Source organism: Streptomyces sp. V1I1 (assembly GCF_030817355.1).
GTDB lineage: Bacteria > Actinomycetota > Actinomycetes > Streptomycetales > Streptomycetaceae > Streptomyces.
Window position 1 is genome coordinate 5,480,497 of sequence record NZ_JAUSZH010000001.1, and the last position, 16,725, is coordinate 5,497,221.

The following is a 16,725-nucleotide window of genomic DNA, read 5'->3' on the forward strand; positions in this document are numbered from 1 at the left end:
CTATACATGCAGTGTATAGACGACTGGTACGGGAGGCGGAAACCCCTGCCGGCACCCCGCTTCGCTGCCTACGGGGGCCTGAAGGGGTGCCTGCAGACACCCGCTCCAACGCTTGCCGTTGATCAAGACGTCGATCGTGCTCTTTGCGTTGCTTCCCAATGCGAACGGAAGGTTCCGCACGGCGAATCGCCCGCGCCCCCAGTCATGAGGAGCCCTGGTCAACTCGGCCGCGCCCTCGCCTCGGCGGGTTCGAGGTGGAACCGGAGACGCTGCCAGGGGTTCAAGGCGCCGCGGCGGCGCGCTGCCGAGTTCCCCCCGTGCGCCGACTGTCAAATTCCGGAGACTAGCCCAAAAGTAGACATGTCGCCCGCGGCTCGATACGGTCGAATTGCTGGCGCCCCTGCCAGGGGCTCGCCAAGCAGAGCAGCTGGCGCCACGGCAGAATGCAACGGTCGCAAGGGCGCCTCACTCTTGCTAGTGAGAATTCCAGCCTGCTCCACTGCGGCATCGCAATCTCACCCGACCCAGACGAGCGCCCCCTGCGCACACCTCTCTCCGGGAAATGGGACAACTATGCGCGCGACACGATATCTCGCACTAGCCCTAAGCCCCATGGTCGCAGCGGCAACCCTGACACTCGCGCCGGCGGTGATGGCGCAGGGAGTGGCTGCCAACCATCCTTCAGTGACCGCGGAACAGGATAGGGCGCTGACGGCGGGAAGTGCGCAGCTCGCGCTGACGCCGGCGCCGACGCCAACGAAGAAGATAACGAAGAAGCCGACGTCGACGACGACGAAGAAGACGACGAAGAAGCCGACGTCGACGATGACGAAGAAGACGACAAAGAGGCCGACGTCGACGATGACGAAGAAGACGACAAAGAGGCCGACGTCAACGATGACGAAGAAGACGACGAAGAGGCCGACGTCAACGATGACGAAGAAGACGACGAAGAAGCCGACGTCGACGACGACGAAGAAGACGACAAAGACGCCGACGCCGCATTAGAAGACCGGCGCCGAGCGGCTCGCCGAACTAGGTCCTGGGGCCTTGCGAAACGCCTCCCAAGGAGTGCGAGGGTCCCGGGCGGGAATGCCGGGAGGTGTACGGCCTGCCTCGCGCCTGCATCACGAAGTGGCTCAACGAAACGGAGCGCCGCCGACACAGGCTGTGGGACAAGTGCCAGGTCCGGTCTTGCGCGCGGGTGCCCGGGCGCATCTCGGACCTGAAGGCGCTCATCGAGGCCGGAACGACCTGCCGGATCCCCGTGAGGTAGAGCCGGCCGAGGCCCCGCGAGACTTCACCGCGTATTCTCCGCGGCCCCGCAGAAACCCGGTGACAGCCAGACAGTGCTGGACCCACCTCGTGATCATCGGGAGCGGTCCGGCGCCTACGGTGTCCGCTACGTCGGCCCCGGTCAGCGAGGGCGGGCCGCGGCACAGCGCACGCAGGTGCTCGCCGCCGGGCGCACCTCCAGACGTTCCGCCGGGATCGGCTCGCCGCACCCCTCGCAACGCCCGTAGTCGCCTCGCTCCAGCCGTTCCAGTGCCCGATCCAGATCCGCCAGGTGGTCGCGCGTCTGTGCCAGCAACGCGGCGACATGGGCCCGCTCGAAGGCGGTGCTCGACCCCTCCGGGTCGTGCTCGTCGTCGATCGCCACCAGGGCATTGGCCTCGACGATCCCGTCGAAGTCACGCCTCAATGCCGCGATCTGCGCGCTCGTGCTGGCACGGTCGGCCGCCAGCCGCTCGCGGACGGACTCGCGCTCGATCGGGGGGAAATCGGCATCAGGGGACGAATCACTCATCAAGACGACAACATCAGCATTCAGGTTCACATTCCGCGCACCCCGCGCCTTGGGTGTCAGTCACGATCGCCGAAAAACGGCCGCGCCTGCCAATGTGGGGTGCCACGACCAGCGTCTATCGCTTCTGAGCCCTGTATCGCTTGAGAAGGTCGGTGATCTTCTCGTAGTTCGCATCGCCGTTCAGCTCGACGAGGAGATCATCAGGACAGAGTTGGTAGTGGTCACCCCACCACCGACGCCCCCTGTTGTCCCAGATTCGGTAGCCGCCCGGTACACCTCTGGCCACGTACCGCCTCCTACTCACAAGTGCACCCTGATGCGGTCGCTGCTGTCGCCTTCCTGCACGTCTCTCCTGAGGCCTTTCTTCAATGCCCTGGGTCTTACGGGCGAGCTTGGCCGCCACCGCTTTCGGTGTTCCGGGAGTGGGCCGACGGTTCCTGATTGTTCGTCATAGGTCATCCTTGGCCGCTGTCGAGCGACCTCGGACGGCCCAGAGACGGCTCAGGGTTGGGCCGGCTGCCAGTTGGATGCGGCCGCACGCCACGCTGCGGTGATACTCCCCTCTTCCATGTCCCACCACTCTTCCGCCACGCCGTGGTTGAGCAGCCGTTGAACCTTGGCGAGGTCCGCAGTGGGAGGGACGTCCAGAGAGACCATGCCGAACTTCTCGATTCCCTCGCCGAAGACGCCCAACTGGTGAAAGGCGTTGAGCACGCTCTGCCGCGCGGCGCCCGAACCGCCATCGCGAAACACGATCAGACGGATGGTGCAGTTCTCCGAACGACGGACCACGTCACCGGCCCATCGCAGGCCATCCAAATCAGTCTGGGTCGCGACGACGTCACCGCATGCCACTCCACGGACGAACCACGGGACATTGTCCAACTTCACCGTGCCGTCGCCCTGGTCGACTGCCCACAGACTCTCCACCGAGGCGGGAGGCCAGTCGTCCTCGATCTCAAGGTGGAAGTGAACCTTCACGTACTGCTCTCGGCCCTCCGTCATCCCGCCAGGATGCATGGCCACATCGGATCGGCACCCGGCGGGTATTTCCCCGGGCGGACAGCGACCCCCTCGATGCAAACAACCGGCGGGACGGTCGGTGAGGTCTCAGTGCCTAGCCACCAGCACCCGAGGAGATCCCCCGGCCTGTTCCAAGGGAACTGAGCCGTCCCACGGACCTTCGACACGTATTCGACAGAGTTCGACAGAGGTTCGACTGAGCGAACCGCAGAAACCCGGGACCAGCCGGACACCCCGGACCCACTCCGTGATCACTCGGGGTGGGCCCGCTGCTTACGTCCCGGCTGCGCCTGTCTCGTTACACTGCCCTGACCTGCAAAAAAAGCCCTCCGTGGAGGAGGGCCGGGCATTGGTCGGGAAGAGCGCCCCCGGCAGGACTCGAACCTGCGGCCAAGCGCTTAGAAGGCGCCTGCTCTATCCACTGAGCTACGGGGGCCGGATCGTGGCCTCGGTGGCCTGGAGCCCCTGGTGGGTCGTCCGTGAACCTTGCCGGGGACAAGGATAGGGCTCCGATCGCCTTGACCCGGTTGCTTCACCTGCGTGGCACGATGTGGAGGTTCGGTGAAGCGAACCGATAATCGCAGGCAGGTGCGATTCCTGCAGCGCTTTTGACGTCTCACGTCTCGGGTGTTGTGCACTCGTTATGCCTGCGCCCCACTCGTCCCGTCTGTCCCGTCTGTCCGACCGGCGCGCAGAGAGGTCCATACGCTTCAAAAAGCCGCCAAAATTGGGCATTCTTCGCATGTGGTGACCTTGGATGCACGGCCTCAGCTGATCGACGCACTCTCCGCCCTCCGCGACCGTGTCGCCGCCGTGCGTCTTCCTCTTCCCCTTCCCGGTGCCCCGCGCGCCCGGCAGACGCGCGCAGAGCTTCTTGCGCAGCTCGACGATTATCTCGTGCCCCGGCTCAAGGAGCCCGAAGCACCGATGCTCGTGGTAGTCGGCGGATCCACCGGGGCCGGGAAGTCGACGCTCGTCAACTCGCTGGTGGGGCGGCGGGTCAGCGAGGCGGGGGTGCTGCGGCCCACCACGCGTACGCCGGTGCTCGTGTGCCACCCCGACGATCATCACTGGTTCGCGGGGATGCGGGTGCTGCCGCAGCTGACGCGTGTATGGCTGCCGCAGCAGGACGAGGCCGAGGGGGCGGAGGACGGCGGGCGGGAGGGGGAGGAGGAGAACTCCCTGCGGATCGAGACAGCCGCCACCCTGCCCCGCGGGCTCGCGCTCCTCGACGCACCCGACATCGACTCGCTCGTCGTCGAGAACCGGCTGCTGGCCGCCGAGTTGATCTGCGCCGCCGATGTGTGGGTGCTGGTGACGACGGCATCGCGGTACGCGGACGCCGTGCCGTGGCATCTGCTGCGTACGGCCAAGGAGTACAACGCCACGCTGGTGACCGTGCTCGACCGGGTGCCGCACCAGGTGATCACGGATGTCTCGCGGCAGTACGCGGCGCTGCTGACCAAGGCCGGTCTCGGGGAGGTGCCGCGGTTCACCATCCCGGAGCTGCCCGAGTCGGCGGGCGCCGGCCGCGGGCTGCTGCCCACCACCGCCGTGGCTCCCCTCTACGCCTGGCTGGCCCACCGGGCGCAGGACCCGGCGGCCAGACAGCAGACCTTGGGGCGTACGGCGGCGGGTGTGATCGACTCGCTCAACGCACGGATGCCCGAGCTCGCGGCGGCGGTGGCGGGGCAGTACGCGGCGGCCGTACGGCTCACGGGCGCGGTCGAGGAGGCGTACGAGAAGGAGCGCGAGCGGGTACGCAAGCAGCTCCGGGGCGGGGCGGTGCTCGCCGGGGACGCGCGGACCCGCTGGCGTGGCTATCCGCGCGACAGCTCCGCGGGCGAACTGCTGGACTCGCTGGTCGGAAGCCTGTCCGCGCTGCTGCAGTGCGCCGTCGCCGCCGCCGACGAGCGCGTCCAGGAGGCGTGGCGGCGCGAGCCGGCCGCGCGGGCGGTTGTCGTCCAGGGGCGGCTGGATCTGGAGACGGCCGAGCGGATCGGGATCGCCGTACGCCGCTGGCGGCGGGAGTTGGAGGAGCTCGCCGAGGAGGAGGTGCGTCGTCTGGAGATGAGTGTGTCACCCGACCCCGAGGCGGTGGCCGCACTGGTCGCGGCCGCGCTGCTCGGCGGGCGGAGGGCCCGCGGCGCGGGGGAGCGGCTCGCCGAACGAATCGGGGCGCAGGGCGCGCTGAAGCTGCGCGACAAGGGCGGCGAGCTGATGGCGACGTACATCGACGGCGTACTGCACAGCGAACGAGACCGCCGCCTCGCACCCCTCGACGCACTCGAAGTGACCCCTGAGCCGCAGGCCGAGCTGATCGCCGCGCTTTCCGTACTGCAGAAGGAGAGGTGACGGCGGTGACCGCCATCACGGACGAACGCGCTGACGACGAGAACACTGACGACGAGAACGGGGACGGCGGCCGCTGGGACGACGGGCTGATCGCCCGGCGCGCGGACGGCTGGGACGAAGCGGGGGAGGACGGGACGGACTCCGAGGAGGACCCGTGGGGCGAGGTGCATGTGCCGATCGGCGGGCCGTACGTAGGGCCGCTGCGGGTACGCCTGGACGCCCTGCGCGAACTGATCGGCCTCTCGCGGACCCGGCTGGACGGGAAGACCCTCGCCGAGGCGGGACGCGTCCTCGACGAGGCCGCAGCCCGGCAACGGCTCTCCTCGCGGCACACCGTCGTCGCCATCGCGGGCGCGACAGGGAGTGGGAAGTCGACGCTCTTCAACGCGCTCGCCGAAGTGCCGCTCTCGGAGACCGGGCTGCGCAGACCCACCACCGCCGCGCCGATCGCCTGCACCTGGTCGGAGGGCGCGGCCGGGCTGCTGGACCGGCTCGCCATCCCGCCACGGCTGCGGCGCAGGCCCCTGGCGGGCGGCGACGAGGAGCTGTACGGGCTGGTGCTGGTCGATCTGCCCGACCATGACTCGGCCCTGGTCAGACACCGGGAGCAGGTGGACCGGGTCGTGGCACTGGTGGACGCGGTGATCTGGGTCGTCGACCCGGAGAAGTACGCGGACGCCGCCCTGCACGAGCGGTATCTGCGGCCGCTCGCCGGGCATGCGGAGATCACGTTCGTCGTGCTCAACCAGATCGACCGGCTGCCCGGCGAGGCCGCCGACCAGGTGCTCGACGATCTGCGCCGGCTCCTCGACGAGGACGGCATGGCCCTTGGCGAACACGGCGAGCCGGGCGCCACCGTGCTCGCGCTCTCCGCCCTGACCGGGGAGGGGGTCGGCGAACTGCGCGAGCTGATCGGGAAGTTCGTACAGGACCGCAATGCCGCAGCGCGCCGGCTGTCCGCCGATGTCGACGCGGCGGCGGCGAAGCTCCGTTCGGTGTACCTCGCCGACGGGCACACCGGCCTCCATGAACGCTCGCGCGAGGACTTCGCGGCCCGGCTGGCGGAGGCGATCGGCGCGAACGCGGCCGGTGAGGCGGCGGAGCGCGAGTGGCGCAGAAACGCCAGCCGGGCGTGCGGGACGCCGTGGCTGCGGCTGTGGCGCTGGTACGAGCGCATGCGTACGCCGGGGAGCGGGCTGCCGGAGCCCGCGGCTCCGGTCGAGGACGAGCTCACGGCACGGCAGCGGGTCGAGCAGGCGGTGCGTACGGTCGCGGACGAGGCGGCGGCCGGGCTGCCCGCGCCGTGGGCGCAGGCGGTGCGCGAGGCGGCGGTGCGCGGGGCCGATGGGCTGCCGGAGGCCCTGGACGAACTGGCCGCGCGCGAGGCGGCGGCGACGAACGGGCGGCCGCTGCGGCCCGCGTGGTGGCCGGCCGCGGTGCTGGCGCAGGCGTCGATGACGCTGGTTCAGATCTTCGGGGGACTGTGGCTGGTGGGCCAGATCATCGGCGTACTGAAGCCGGGGCTGCTGCCGCCGGTGTTGCTGATGGTCGCCGGGATCGTGGGCGGGCCGCTGGTGGAGTGGGCGTGTGCGGCGGCTGTACGAGGGCCGGCGCGGCGGTACGGGCAGGACGCGCAGCGGCGGCTGCGGGAGGCGGCGTCCGGGTGTGGTCGGGCGAAGGTGCTCGACCCGATCGCCGGGGAGCTCATGCGCTACCGGGAAGTGCGGGAGCAGTACGCGACCGTGTCGGGGAAGGCGGGGGCCGGCAGGGCCGGTGGCGGTTCGGGGATTGGCGGGGGCGGGACGGTCCGGCTTCTGGGGTGACGGGGTTTTCCACAACGGAGCGGTGGTCCACAGGCGTCGGCGGGATCTTCCCGGCCGGTCCAGCATGGAGATCGGTTCAGGACAGACCGGGCCAGGCAACCGGAGGGGGAGGTGGCCGTCGTGAACGACACGATGGTGACGGTGGTGGGCAATGTCGCCACGAATGTGGAGTACCGGGAATCGGCGGCCGGAGGGATGGCGCGATTCCGTTTCGCGGTGACACCGAGGCGGTACGACCGGCAGAGCGGAAGCTGGACGGACGGGCACACCAGCTTCTACACGGTCTTCGCCTGGCGGTCCCTCGCCATAAATCTGGCCGGGTCGGTCTCTGTCGGTGAACCTCTTCTCGTCCATGGGCGGTTGAAGGTGCGCGAGGAAGAGCGGGACGGGCAGCGCAGGACGTCCGTCGAGATCGACGCGGTGGCGGTGGGACACGATCTGACGCGCGGGACGGCGGCATTCCGGCGGGTGGTGAAGGCGGAACCGAATCTCGCGCACCGTCCCACGCCCGAGGAGGTGCAGGCGACGCCGACGCCTGTGGCCTGACCTGGAGTTGGGTGGATTTGTCGATTCAGAAACGGGGGTACGACCGTGTTCGGTGCGAGCGTCGATGACGTTCGTCGATAACGATTCCGAGTCGGAATGGTTGTCTGACGGTATGACGGGGGACTGGGGTGCGCGGCGTCCATAGGATTCCCGCGTACTCACGGGGCACTTGAGTCTGCAGGCGAGGCACTCCCCCCACGCGTCACACGCGCACGTGATCCGACGTGAACACGTGCTCGTACGCGAACTAAGGACCTCGCTCGGAGGGGAATTCTGTGTTTGCTTTGTTCTCTGCGTCAGTTGTACGCAGGCGGGGCGCTGTTCGTCGTCTCACAGCCGCGGCTTTGATGTCGGGCCTCATCGCGACCGGCTCCATAGCCGGCGTGGGTGCGGCAGCCGCCGACGACGGTGTCCAGCACCAGGGTGGCGCGGTCGCCACTCTCGATGGGCTGAAGACCTTTGACCGTGCCGTGCTCCACGCGGACGGCAAGAATCGCGAAATCGCCGCCGGGCTCTTCGAGATGACTGTCGACGGCGGCGGTCGGCTGAAGACGTACTGCATCGACATCCACAACCCGACCCAGGACCAGGCGAAGTACCTGGAGACCCCCTGGAACCAGACGTCGCTGGGCGGCAACGAGAACGCGGGCAAGATCCGCTGGATCCTGCAGCACTCCTACCCCCAGGTCGACGATCTGGGCGCGCTGGCCAAGGACGCGGACAGCGGCCCGCTCAGCGAGCGCACCGCGGCGGCCGGTACTCAGGTCGCCATCTGGCGCTACTCGGACAAGGCGGACGTCGAGGCGCTCGACCCCGCGGCTGAGAAGCTCGCGGACTGGCTGGAGAAGCAGGCCCAGGACGTCGCGGAGCCGAAGGCCTCGCTCAGCCTGGAGCCGAACGCGGTCTCCGGCAAGGCGGGCGGGCGGCTCGGTCCCGTGACGGTCCGCACGGACGCCGGGCAGGTCTCCGTGACCCCGCCGGCCGACGCGGCCGCCAGTGGGATCAAGGTCACCGACGCGGCCGGCAAGCCCGTCACCTCCGCCGTCGACGGCACTCAGCTGTACTTCGACGTGCCGGCCGGTGCCGCGGACGGTTCGGCGACGCTGACCGCGCAGGCGACCACCTCCGTGCCGGTCGGCCGGGCGTTCGCCGGAGTGACCAAGAGCCAGACCCAGATCCTCGCCGGTTCCAGCGAGTCCACGGTCACCGCGAACGCGACGGCCACCTGGGCCAAGGCGGGCGCGATACCGGCGCTCTCGGCGAAGAAGAACTGCGCCAAGGGCGGCGTGGACATCACCGCGGAGAACAAGGGCGACGCTCCGTTCACCTTCGAGCTGGCGGGCTTGAAGCACACGATCCCGGCCGGGGAGTCCAAGACGGTCACCGTTCCGGTCGCCGAGGACCAGGCGTACGACTTCACCATCACCGGGCCCGACGGCTTCAAGAAGAACTTCAAGGGTGTGCTGGACTGCAAGACCACCGGCACCCCGAGCCCGGGCACGGACACCCCGTCGTCCCAGCCCAGCCCGGCCTCGGCCGGCGGCACGTCCTCGGGTTCCGGGGGCGGCGACCTCGCCGAGACGGGCAGCTCCAGCGCCACCCCGATGATCGCGGGCATCGCGATCGCGCTCGTCGTGATCGGCGGCGGCGCGGTCTTCTTCCTCCGCAGGAAGAGGGCGACGGCCGGCGAGTAGTGACCATGCGTAAGCGCTGATTCACACTGCGCTGACGACAGCCCCGGTGCGAAGCGCGCACCGGGGCCGTCGCGTTGAGCTGCCTGCTGTTCGGCCGGATCGCGGGGGTGGGGTGGGAGGTCACCCAGACCTTGGCGGCGTGGGCGCCGATCGACGCGTCGTCGTGCGGTCGGGAAGCGCCATGATCGACCCGCTGTGGTGGGTGACGGTGGAGCAGGGCCACGGCCTCACCGTGGGGTGATCTCCGGGGGCGGAGCCGGCCACCGGTTTCCGTCGGGGGATGGACGTACGGCAAGATGGGGTGTATCTGCCCACCCACTTCTTGCCGGACGGTTTCTCTTGGCTGAGTACATCTACACGATGCGCAAGACGCGCAAGGCGCACGGCGACAAGGTCATCCTCGATGACGTGACGCTGAGCTTCCTGCCCGGTGCGAAGATCGGTGTGGTCGGCCCCAACGGCGCCGGTAAGTCCACCGTGCTGAAGATCATGGCCGGTCTGGAGCAGCCCTCCAACGGCGACGCCTTCCTCTCGCCCGGCTACACCGTCGGCATCCTGTTGCAGGAGCCGCCGCTGGACGAGTCGAAGACCGTGCTGGAGAACGTCCAGCTCGGCGTCGCCGAGGTCAAGGGCAAGCTCGACCGGTTCAACGAGATCGCCGAGCAGATGGCGACCGAGTACACCGACGCCCTGATGGAAGAGATGGGCAAGCTCCAGGAGGAGCTCGACCACTCCAACGCCTGGGACCTGGACGCTCAGCTCGAGCAGGCCATGGACGCGCTCGGCTGCCCGCCCGGTGACTGGCCCGTCACCAACCTCTCCGGTGGTGAGAAGCGTCGCGTCGCCCTGTGCAAGCTGCTGCTCGAAGCCCCCGACCTGCTGCTCCTCGACGAGCCCACCAACCACCTGGACGCCGAGTCCGTGCAGTGGCTTGAGGCGCATCTCGCCAAGTACGCCGGCACCGTCGTCGCCATCACCCACGACCGGTACTTCCTCGACAATGTCGCGGGCTGGATCCTGGAGCTCGACCGCGGCCGCGCGATCGGCTACGAGGGCAACTACTCCACGTACCTCGAGACCAAGCAGACGCGTCTCAAGGTCGAGGGCCAGAAGGACGCCAAGCGCGCCAAGCGGCTCAAGGAGGAGCTCGAGTGGGTCCGCTCCAACGCGAAGGGGCGGCAGGCCAAGTCCAAGGCTCGTCTTGCCCGTTACGAGGAGATGGCGGCCGAGGCCGACAAGATGCGGAAGCTGGACTTCGAGGAGATCCAGATCCCGCCGGGCCCGCGGCTCGGCAGTGTCGTCGTCGAGGTCGAGAAGCTCTCCAAGGCCTTCGGTGACAAGGTCCTCATCGACGACCTCAGCTTCACGCTGCCGCGCAACGGCATCGTCGGCGTCATCGGTCCGAACGGCGCGGGCAAGACCACGCTGTTCAAGATGATCCAGGGGCTGGAGGAGCCCGACTCCGGTGTGATCAAGGTCGGCGAGACCGTCAAGATCAGTTACGTCGACCAGAGCCGCGCCAACATCGACCCCAAGAAGTCCCTGTGGGCCGTCGTCTCCGACGAGCTCGACTACATCAATGTCGGCCACGTCGAGATGCCGTCCCGCGCCTATGTCTCGGCGTTCGGCTTCAAGGGCCCGGACCAGCAGAAGCCGGCCGGCGTGCTGTCCGGCGGTGAGCGCAACCGCCTCAACCTGGCGCTGACCCTGAAGCAGGGCGGCAACCTGCTGCTCCTCGACGAGCCCACCAACGACCTCGACGTCGAGACGCTCTCCTCCCTGGAGAACGCCCTGCTCGAGTTCCCCGGTGCGGCCGTGGTCGTCTCCCACGACCGCTGGTTCCTCGACCGCGTCGCCACGCACATCCTGGCGTACGAGGGCGACTCCAAGTGGTTCTGGTTCGAGGGCAACTTCGATTCGTACGAGAAGAACAAGGTCGAGCGGCTCGGCCCGGACGCCGCCCGTCCGCACCGTGCCACGTACAAGAAGCTGACCCGGGGCTGAGGTTCACACATGGCCCGGCACATCTACCGCTGCCCCCTTCGCTGGTCGGACATGGATGCCTTCGGGCATGTCAACAACGTCGTCTTCCTGCGGTACCTGGAAGAGGCGCGCATTGACTTCATGTTCCGGCTGGCGCCGGGGGACGGCTCCCCGTCGTTCTCCGGCGGGTCCGTCGTTGCCCGGCACGAGATCGACTACAAGCGGCCGCTGGTCCACCGGCACGAGCCGGTGATCATCGAGTCGTGGGTGACGAACATAAGCGCGGCGTCGCTGACCATCGCGTACGAGGTCAAGGACGCGGAAGGGGCCTCGCAGGTGTATGTGCGGGCCTCGACCATCGTCGTGCCGTACGACTTGGGCGCGGCGCGTCCGCGCCGGATCAGCGCGGAGGAGAAGTCCTTCCTCCAGAAGTACCTCGACGACGCCAACGAAAACGCCGACGCCGACGAGGGTGCTCTCGCGGTATGAGCGTGCCCGTGCAGAGTCTGCACTTCGCCGACGCGGGGGAGGCTGAAGATCTCGCAGCCTTCCTCGCCCGGCTGATCCATTACGACCGCGCCGCCGCCGTCCGGCTCCAGGCCGGCGGTGGCGCGCTCGCCGTTTTCGGGCGTCCGCCCTCCTTCGAGGTGCTCGCGATCCGTACGGCCAGGCTCGGTGACCGAGTCGAGCTGGATGTCACCGTCTCCGCCGGTGAGCTGCTGGAGTCCCTCGGCGGGGCGGAGTTCACCGTGCCCGCCGCCGTCACCGGGCCGCCCTGGGCGGGCATGCTGCCGCCGCGCGGCGGCTGGCGGGAACTGCCCGGGCTGCCCGAAGTGACCGCGATGCGGGGCGCGGTGGCCGCGGCCGTGGCTGAATTCCGCACCCGCGACGAGCAGTTGCCCGCCGAGCGGCGTACGCGCGCCGAGCGGGACCGGATCGGGCGCGAGATATGGTCGCGCACCGTCGGCGGAACCGGGCTGCCGCTGCGTGCCGTGCACGCCGCCCAGTCGCTCGGCTTTCTGCGTCCCGGAGTCCCGGTCGCGCTGCTGTCCACGGGCGCGTGGCTCAGACTGCGTACGCCCTTCGGGTCGATCGCCGTACGCAAGAACGGCCTCGGCGGGCTGAGCGTCACCCCCACCAGGCCCGGCTGACCCGCTCGCACGCGTGCGTGACCGGGCAGATCGCCCAGGTTCCGACGCTGATCAGTCCGCGGTGTTCAGCATGGAGGCCGCGGCGTACGTGAGGTAGTTCCAGAGTGTCCGCTCGTGCTCCTCGGACAGGCCCAGCTCGTCGACGGCGGTACGCATGTGCTTCAGCCATGCGTCGTGCGCGGCCCGGTCGACGGTGAACGGCGCGTGCCGCATCCGCAGCCGCGGGTGGCCGCGGTTGTCGCTGTAGGTGCGGGGCCCACCCCAGTACTGGATCAGGAACAGCGTGAGCCGCTCCTCGGCCGGACCCAGGTCCTCCTCCGGGTACATCGGCCGCAGCACCGGATCCTCGGCGACGCCCTGGTAGAAGCGGTGGACGAGGCGCCGGAAGGTCTCCTCGCCGCCGACCTGTTCGTAGAAGGTCTGCTCCTGAAGCGTGCCGCGCGGAATCTCTTTCACCTGACCATCGTCTCAGATTCACCGGCCGAGGACCGAGGCCCTAGGACCATCCACGATCGGGTGCTCGCCTCAGGCGCTGCGCCGCAGGACAGTGGATGCATGGGTGTTGATCTGGAGCAGTATGCCGAGCCGGCCGCCGAGGCGCGGCGGTCGCTGGTGCGGGTGATCGTGGCCGAGGGCGGGCTTACCGATCCGGCCTGGCGGGCGGCGTTCGAGGAGGTGCCGCGGCATCTGTTCGTGCCGTACTACTTCGTGGGCCGGGGCGGCGCGTACGAGCGTCTGTGGTGCGAGGACCCCGATCCCGTGCGGCGGAACCAGTGGCTGCGCGGCGCTTACACGGACGGGCCACTCGCCACCCGGGTGCGCGACGGCGAGCTGATCTCCTCCAGCAGCCAGCCCTCGCTGATGGCCATGATGCTCGAGGAGCTGGAGCTACGGGATGGGCACACCGTCCTCGAGATCGGCGCGGGCACCGGCTACAACGCGGCGCTGCTCGCGCACCGGCTCGGCGACGAGCTGGTGACGACCGTCGACGTGGACCCGGAGATCACCGAGTCCGCGCGTACACATCTGGCGGCCGCGGGCTACCAACCGACTGTGATCACCGGCGACGGGGTGCGCGGCTGCCCGCAGCGCGCGCCCTTCGACCGCGTCATCGCGACCTGCACGCTGGCGTCCGTGCCGTTCGACTGGCTGCCGCAGTGCCGACCGGGCGCGCGGATCCTGGCCCCGCTCTCCACCGGGCTGATCGCGCTGCGGGTGCGCGACGACAGCCGCGGCCGGACCGCGGAGGGGCACTTCCTGCGGACGTCCGCGTACTTCGTGCCGCTACGCGGCGGCGGGCTCGCCCAGGAGGGGCACACCGGCGGGCTGCCGAGGCGCGCGGTCGAGAACGATCTCTTCCGCTTCCTGCTGACACTGACCGCGGGCAGCCTCGATCCGCACGAGGCGCTCTCGCTGTGGGAGCGGGAGCGGCGCCCGCAGCGGGACCGGTTCGGGGTCACAGTCAGCGGACAGCACCAGTGGGCCTGGCTGGACGACCCCGAGGGGCCCTACGCATGGCCGCTCGGGCGTCCGTCCGGCTGACTGTTTTTGCTGACCTGTTTGTACGGGCGGGGCCAGCCGCTTTACGGGCAGAGCTAGCCGCGACGGATGGTGATGGTCGTCCAGGCGCCGACGTGGACCCGGTCGCCGTCGTTCAGCGGGATCGGGACATAGGGCTGGATCGGCTCCTCGGCGCCGTTGAGCGTGGTGCCGTTGGTGGAGTTCTGGTCGACAACCGCCCAGGAGCCATCGGGCTGCTGGACCAGCACCGCGTGCTGGTGCGAGACGCCCGGGTCCTCCGGCGGGACGGACAGGTCGATGTCGGGGGACTCGCCGGTGGAGTGCCGGCGGCGGCCGATCGTGATCTGGTTGCCGCCGAGCGGGAGGTGCTGCTCGGGGGAGTACGCGGGCAGGTTGAGGCCGGTGGCGTCGGGGCCGCTGCGCTGCATCATCGCGAGGAAGTACTCACGGTCGGGCGCTATGACGGCCGTCCAGCCCGCCGGGGCCTGAGTCTGGTACTGGGGCGGCTGCTGCGGCCCCGGCTGCCCCTGGGGCTGACCCGGCTGCCCCTGCTGCGGGCCAGGAGGCGGGCCGGGCTGCTGGGCGTACTGCTGCGGCATCTGCTGCTGGAACGCCTGCGGCTGCTGCGGTGCCTGGGGCTGCTGGAACGCCTGCGGCTGCTGCGGTGCCTGGGGTGCCTGCGGCTGCTGCGAGGGCGGGGACAACATCCAGTCGTCCCCGCCGCCCGTCTGCTGGGGCTGCTGCGGCACGGGCGGCGCCGATGGCTGCTGGAAGGACGGCGGGGGCGGGCTGTGCGGGCTCTGCTGCGGCTGCTGGAACGACGGCGGCGGGGGCGGCGGCCCCTGCTGCAGGAACGCCTGCGGAGGCTGCTGCTGCTCCGACGGGTCGCTCATCAGCGGCTCGGCCGGCCGGTTCATCTGCGAGGGCCGCGAGCCCTGGTAGTCGTACGGATCAGGCTGCTGCGGGACAGAAGTAGGCGGCGGCACGGGCGCGGGCGCCGGCTGCGACTGGAAGCCTGGCGGGAGGTTCAGCCCGGACGGCTGCTGCTGGGACGGGGCCACCGGGGTGTACGACGTCGCCGTGTGCGTGAGGAAGTTGTACCGGCACTCCTCGCAGAACGGGGCCATGGCCTCGCGCGGGGTGCGGCACTGCGGGCAGATCTCGGCCTGGGCGGTGGCGTTCGGGTCGCCGGGGCCTGGGTAGCCGTAGGCCGGCGGCGGGGGAGGGGGCGGCGGAACGGCACCCGCGGGAGCGCCAGGACCGGCCATGCGGTGGCCACAGATCTCGCACCAGTCGTCGGAACCCGACTGGTGTCCGTTCGGGCAGGTCGGCATGTCGGCGCTTCCCCCTCTCCTCGTCCGGCCCGAGGGCCGTTTCACTTCTGTGTTTCTGTCGGCCTTTGTGCCGGCTACTTCTTCACACGAACCGTCTTGGTGGAGCGCGTTTCGAGCGTCATCTCGTCAGCCTCCGCGACCTTCGCCTTCAGTCGCACAGTACCTGTCGCGGCATCGACGACGTCCACCACCTTCGAAAGGAGCTTCGCCGTGTCCTCGTTGCCCGAGTCCGCCGCGAGCTGCACCGCACGGCCGAGCTTCGCGGTCGCGCCGTCGTAATCACCCGACTTGCGGGCATCAAGCCCCTGTTGGATGACTTGCGCCAGTTCGGCCTGGCCTGTGTAGTGCGCGACCTGCGGGTTGATCGAGGTGGACGCCACCATGTCGTCCGTCCACACCGCCCGTACAAGACCCTGCGACAGCACCTGCGGAGCCCCGCCGTCCGCGGCCGGAATGATCAGCGAGACCCGGGCCGCCAGCATCTCCTGGCCGATCCCGGCCTCCGGGACCTGCACGCACACGTGGTAGTCGCGGGACTCGTCGCCCCAGGAACCGGTCGGATAGTCGCCGGCCCGCGGGCCGGCTTCCGTACGCCGTCCGGTCAACTCCTCGACCGTCGGCGCCACTTGCTTGACGAACTTGATCTCCACGCCGACGGGCGTCCACAGCCGCAGCGCCACGTCCGCGACCTCCTTGCCCATCGCGTTCTCCATCATGCTGGTGAAGTCGGCGGCCAGCTCGGCCGGGTTGGCGACGATGTCCGCCGTGCCGAGCAGCGCGGAGGCGATGCCGGTGACCTCCTTGACCTCCCAGTCGGTGCCGACGCCGCGGGCGTCGCAGGTGAAGCGGCCCGCGCCGGCTTCGAGGGTGGCCCGCAGATCCTCCGGCGACTCGTGCTCGTTACGGCCGTCGGTGAGCAGGATGCCGTGCCGGATGGTGACATCGGAGCTTGCGAGGAGCCGGTCGGCGAGACGGAGCCAGGTGCCGATCGCGGTGCCGCCGCCCGCGGTGAGACGCCGCAGCGCCTCCTTGGCCTGGCCGCGGGTCCCCGGATCGGCGACCGCGAGCCGGCCGTCGCCCGGATAGACCTCGTTCGCCACATGCGTGCCCGCGACCACCGCGAAGGCGACGCCGTCGCGCAGCGTGTCGATGGCGGCCGCCGTGGCATCACGGGCGTTGCGCATCTTGGTCGGCGGATAGTCCATCGAGCCGGAACAGTCGACCATGATCACAACGGCGGCGCCCGGCGCCTGTCCCGGTATGTAGGCAGGTGAGCGCGTAGCGCCCGCGAGCGGAGCCCGGCCGCTGGTGCCGCCTCCGGTGGAGGTGACGGTGACGATCGCGTTCACCTCGCGGCCGCCCTCCGGCAGATATTCGTTCTGGTACACCTCGACGGAGAACTGCGGCACTTGTGACTTGGCGAAATTGGCCATCTGATTTGCTCCTTGAGGCTCCACTCGGGCAGAGAAATGACACGAAGGTCCGCGA

The 16,725-nt window shown here is 69.5% G+C and carries 15 protein-coding genes and 1 tRNA gene; 9 read left to right on the forward strand and 7 right to left on the reverse strand.

Features of this window, described 5'->3' with window-relative positions; translation table 11 throughout:
* The first annotated feature begins 612 nt into the window (after nucleotides 1–612).
* Nucleotides 613–1,008, forward strand: coding sequence for a hypothetical protein (locus tag QFZ67_RS25780; RefSeq protein WP_307663447.1), 396 nt, complete (start codon nucleotides 613–615; stop codon nucleotides 1,006–1,008).
* A 409-nt stretch (nucleotides 1,009–1,417) separates the two neighbouring features.
* Here QFZ67_RS25780 and QFZ67_RS25785 read toward each other — a convergent pair whose 3' ends face one another.
* The 4 genes from QFZ67_RS25785 to QFZ67_RS25800 form a co-directional block, all read right to left on the reverse strand.
* Nucleotides 1,418–1,807: a TraR/DksA C4-type zinc finger protein gene (locus QFZ67_RS25785; protein ID WP_307665963.1), complete on the reverse strand. Its 390-nt coding sequence runs from the start codon at nucleotides 1,805–1,807 to the stop codon at nucleotides 1,418–1,420.
* 115 nt (nucleotides 1,808–1,922) lie between these two features.
* Nucleotides 1,923–2,111, reverse strand: coding sequence for a hypothetical protein (locus QFZ67_RS25790; protein ID WP_307665964.1), 189 nt, complete (start codon nucleotides 2,109–2,111; stop codon nucleotides 1,923–1,925).
* A 197-nt stretch (nucleotides 2,112–2,308) separates the two neighbouring features.
* The gene (locus QFZ67_RS25795; protein ID WP_307663448.1) at nucleotides 2,309–2,812 is read right to left on the reverse strand and encodes a DUF4265 domain-containing protein; all 504 of its coding nucleotides are present in this window, start codon (nucleotides 2,810–2,812) and stop codon (nucleotides 2,309–2,311) included.
* A 381-nt stretch (nucleotides 2,813–3,193) separates the two neighbouring features.
* Nucleotides 3,194–3,266 (reverse strand) — tRNA-Arg (locus QFZ67_RS25800).
* Nucleotides 3,267–3,583: 317 nt separating this feature from the next.
* Here QFZ67_RS25800 and QFZ67_RS25805 point away from each other — a divergent pair.
* The 7 genes from QFZ67_RS25805 to QFZ67_RS25835 all read left to right on the forward strand — a co-directional run bounded on the left by QFZ67_RS25805 (nucleotide 3,584) and on the right by QFZ67_RS25835 (nucleotide 12,382).
* Nucleotides 3,584–5,185 carry a dynamin family protein gene (locus QFZ67_RS25805; protein WP_307663449.1) on the forward strand — a complete coding sequence of 534 codons (1,602 nt, stop codon included), beginning with the start codon at nucleotides 3,584–3,586 and terminating at the stop codon, nucleotides 5,183–5,185.
* Nucleotides 5,182–7,008, forward strand: a complete 1,827-nt coding sequence (locus QFZ67_RS25810) for a GTP-binding protein (protein ID WP_373430126.1) — start codon at nucleotides 5,182–5,184, stop codon at nucleotides 7,006–7,008. The genes QFZ67_RS25805 and QFZ67_RS25810 overlap by 4 nt, the downstream gene beginning before the upstream one ends.
* 120 nt (nucleotides 7,009–7,128) lie before the next feature.
* Nucleotides 7,129–7,554: a single-stranded DNA-binding protein gene (locus QFZ67_RS25815; protein ID WP_307663450.1), complete on the forward strand. Its 426-nt coding sequence runs from the start codon at nucleotides 7,129–7,131 to the stop codon at nucleotides 7,552–7,554.
* Nucleotides 7,555–7,901: 347 nt separating this feature from the next.
* Nucleotides 7,902–9,248 (forward strand): LAETG motif-containing sortase-dependent surface protein, encoded by a 1,347-nt coding sequence (locus tag QFZ67_RS25820; protein ID WP_307663451.1) that lies wholly within the window; start codon nucleotides 7,902–7,904, stop codon nucleotides 9,246–9,248.
* Between the two features lie 339 nt (nucleotides 9,249–9,587).
* On the forward strand, nucleotides 9,588–11,252 hold the full coding sequence (ettA, locus tag QFZ67_RS25825) for an energy-dependent translational throttle protein EttA (protein ID WP_307663452.1): 1,665 nt from the start codon (nucleotides 9,588–9,590) through the stop codon (nucleotides 11,250–11,252).
* 9 nt (nucleotides 11,253–11,261) lie between these two features.
* Nucleotides 11,262–11,720 carry a thioesterase family protein gene (locus QFZ67_RS25830; protein ID WP_307663453.1) on the forward strand — a complete coding sequence of 153 codons (459 nt, stop codon included), beginning with the start codon at nucleotides 11,262–11,264 and terminating at the stop codon, nucleotides 11,718–11,720.
* Nucleotides 11,717–12,382: a hypothetical protein gene (locus tag QFZ67_RS25835; RefSeq protein WP_307663454.1), complete on the forward strand. Its 666-nt coding sequence runs from the start codon at nucleotides 11,717–11,719 to the stop codon at nucleotides 12,380–12,382. The genes QFZ67_RS25830 and QFZ67_RS25835 overlap by 4 nt, the downstream gene beginning before the upstream one ends.
* Before the next feature lie 51 nt (nucleotides 12,383–12,433).
* Here the strand turns inward: QFZ67_RS25835 and QFZ67_RS25840 are convergent, their stop codons facing one another.
* Nucleotides 12,434–12,838 (reverse strand): globin, encoded by a 405-nt coding sequence (locus QFZ67_RS25840; RefSeq protein WP_307663455.1) that lies wholly within the window; start codon nucleotides 12,836–12,838, stop codon nucleotides 12,434–12,436.
* 99 nt (nucleotides 12,839–12,937) lie between these two features.
* Here QFZ67_RS25840 and QFZ67_RS25845 point away from each other — a divergent pair, with 99 nt between their 5' ends.
* Nucleotides 12,938–13,924: a methyltransferase domain-containing protein gene (locus QFZ67_RS25845; RefSeq protein WP_307663456.1), complete on the forward strand. Its 987-nt coding sequence runs from the start codon at nucleotides 12,938–12,940 to the stop codon at nucleotides 13,922–13,924.
* Between the two features lie 53 nt (nucleotides 13,925–13,977).
* Here the strand turns inward: QFZ67_RS25845 and QFZ67_RS25850 are convergent, their stop codons facing one another.
* Together QFZ67_RS25850 and QFZ67_RS25855 are read right to left on the reverse strand one after the other, a co-directional pair.
* Nucleotides 13,978–15,237, reverse strand: coding sequence for an FHA domain-containing protein (locus tag QFZ67_RS25850; protein ID WP_307663457.1), 1,260 nt, complete (start codon nucleotides 15,235–15,237; stop codon nucleotides 13,978–13,980).
* Nucleotides 15,238–15,311: 74 nt separating this feature from the next.
* Nucleotides 15,312–16,670: a VWA domain-containing protein gene (locus tag QFZ67_RS25855; RefSeq protein WP_307663458.1), complete on the reverse strand. Its 1,359-nt coding sequence runs from the start codon at nucleotides 16,668–16,670 to the stop codon at nucleotides 15,312–15,314.
* Between the last annotated feature and the right edge of the window lie 55 nt (nucleotides 16,671–16,725).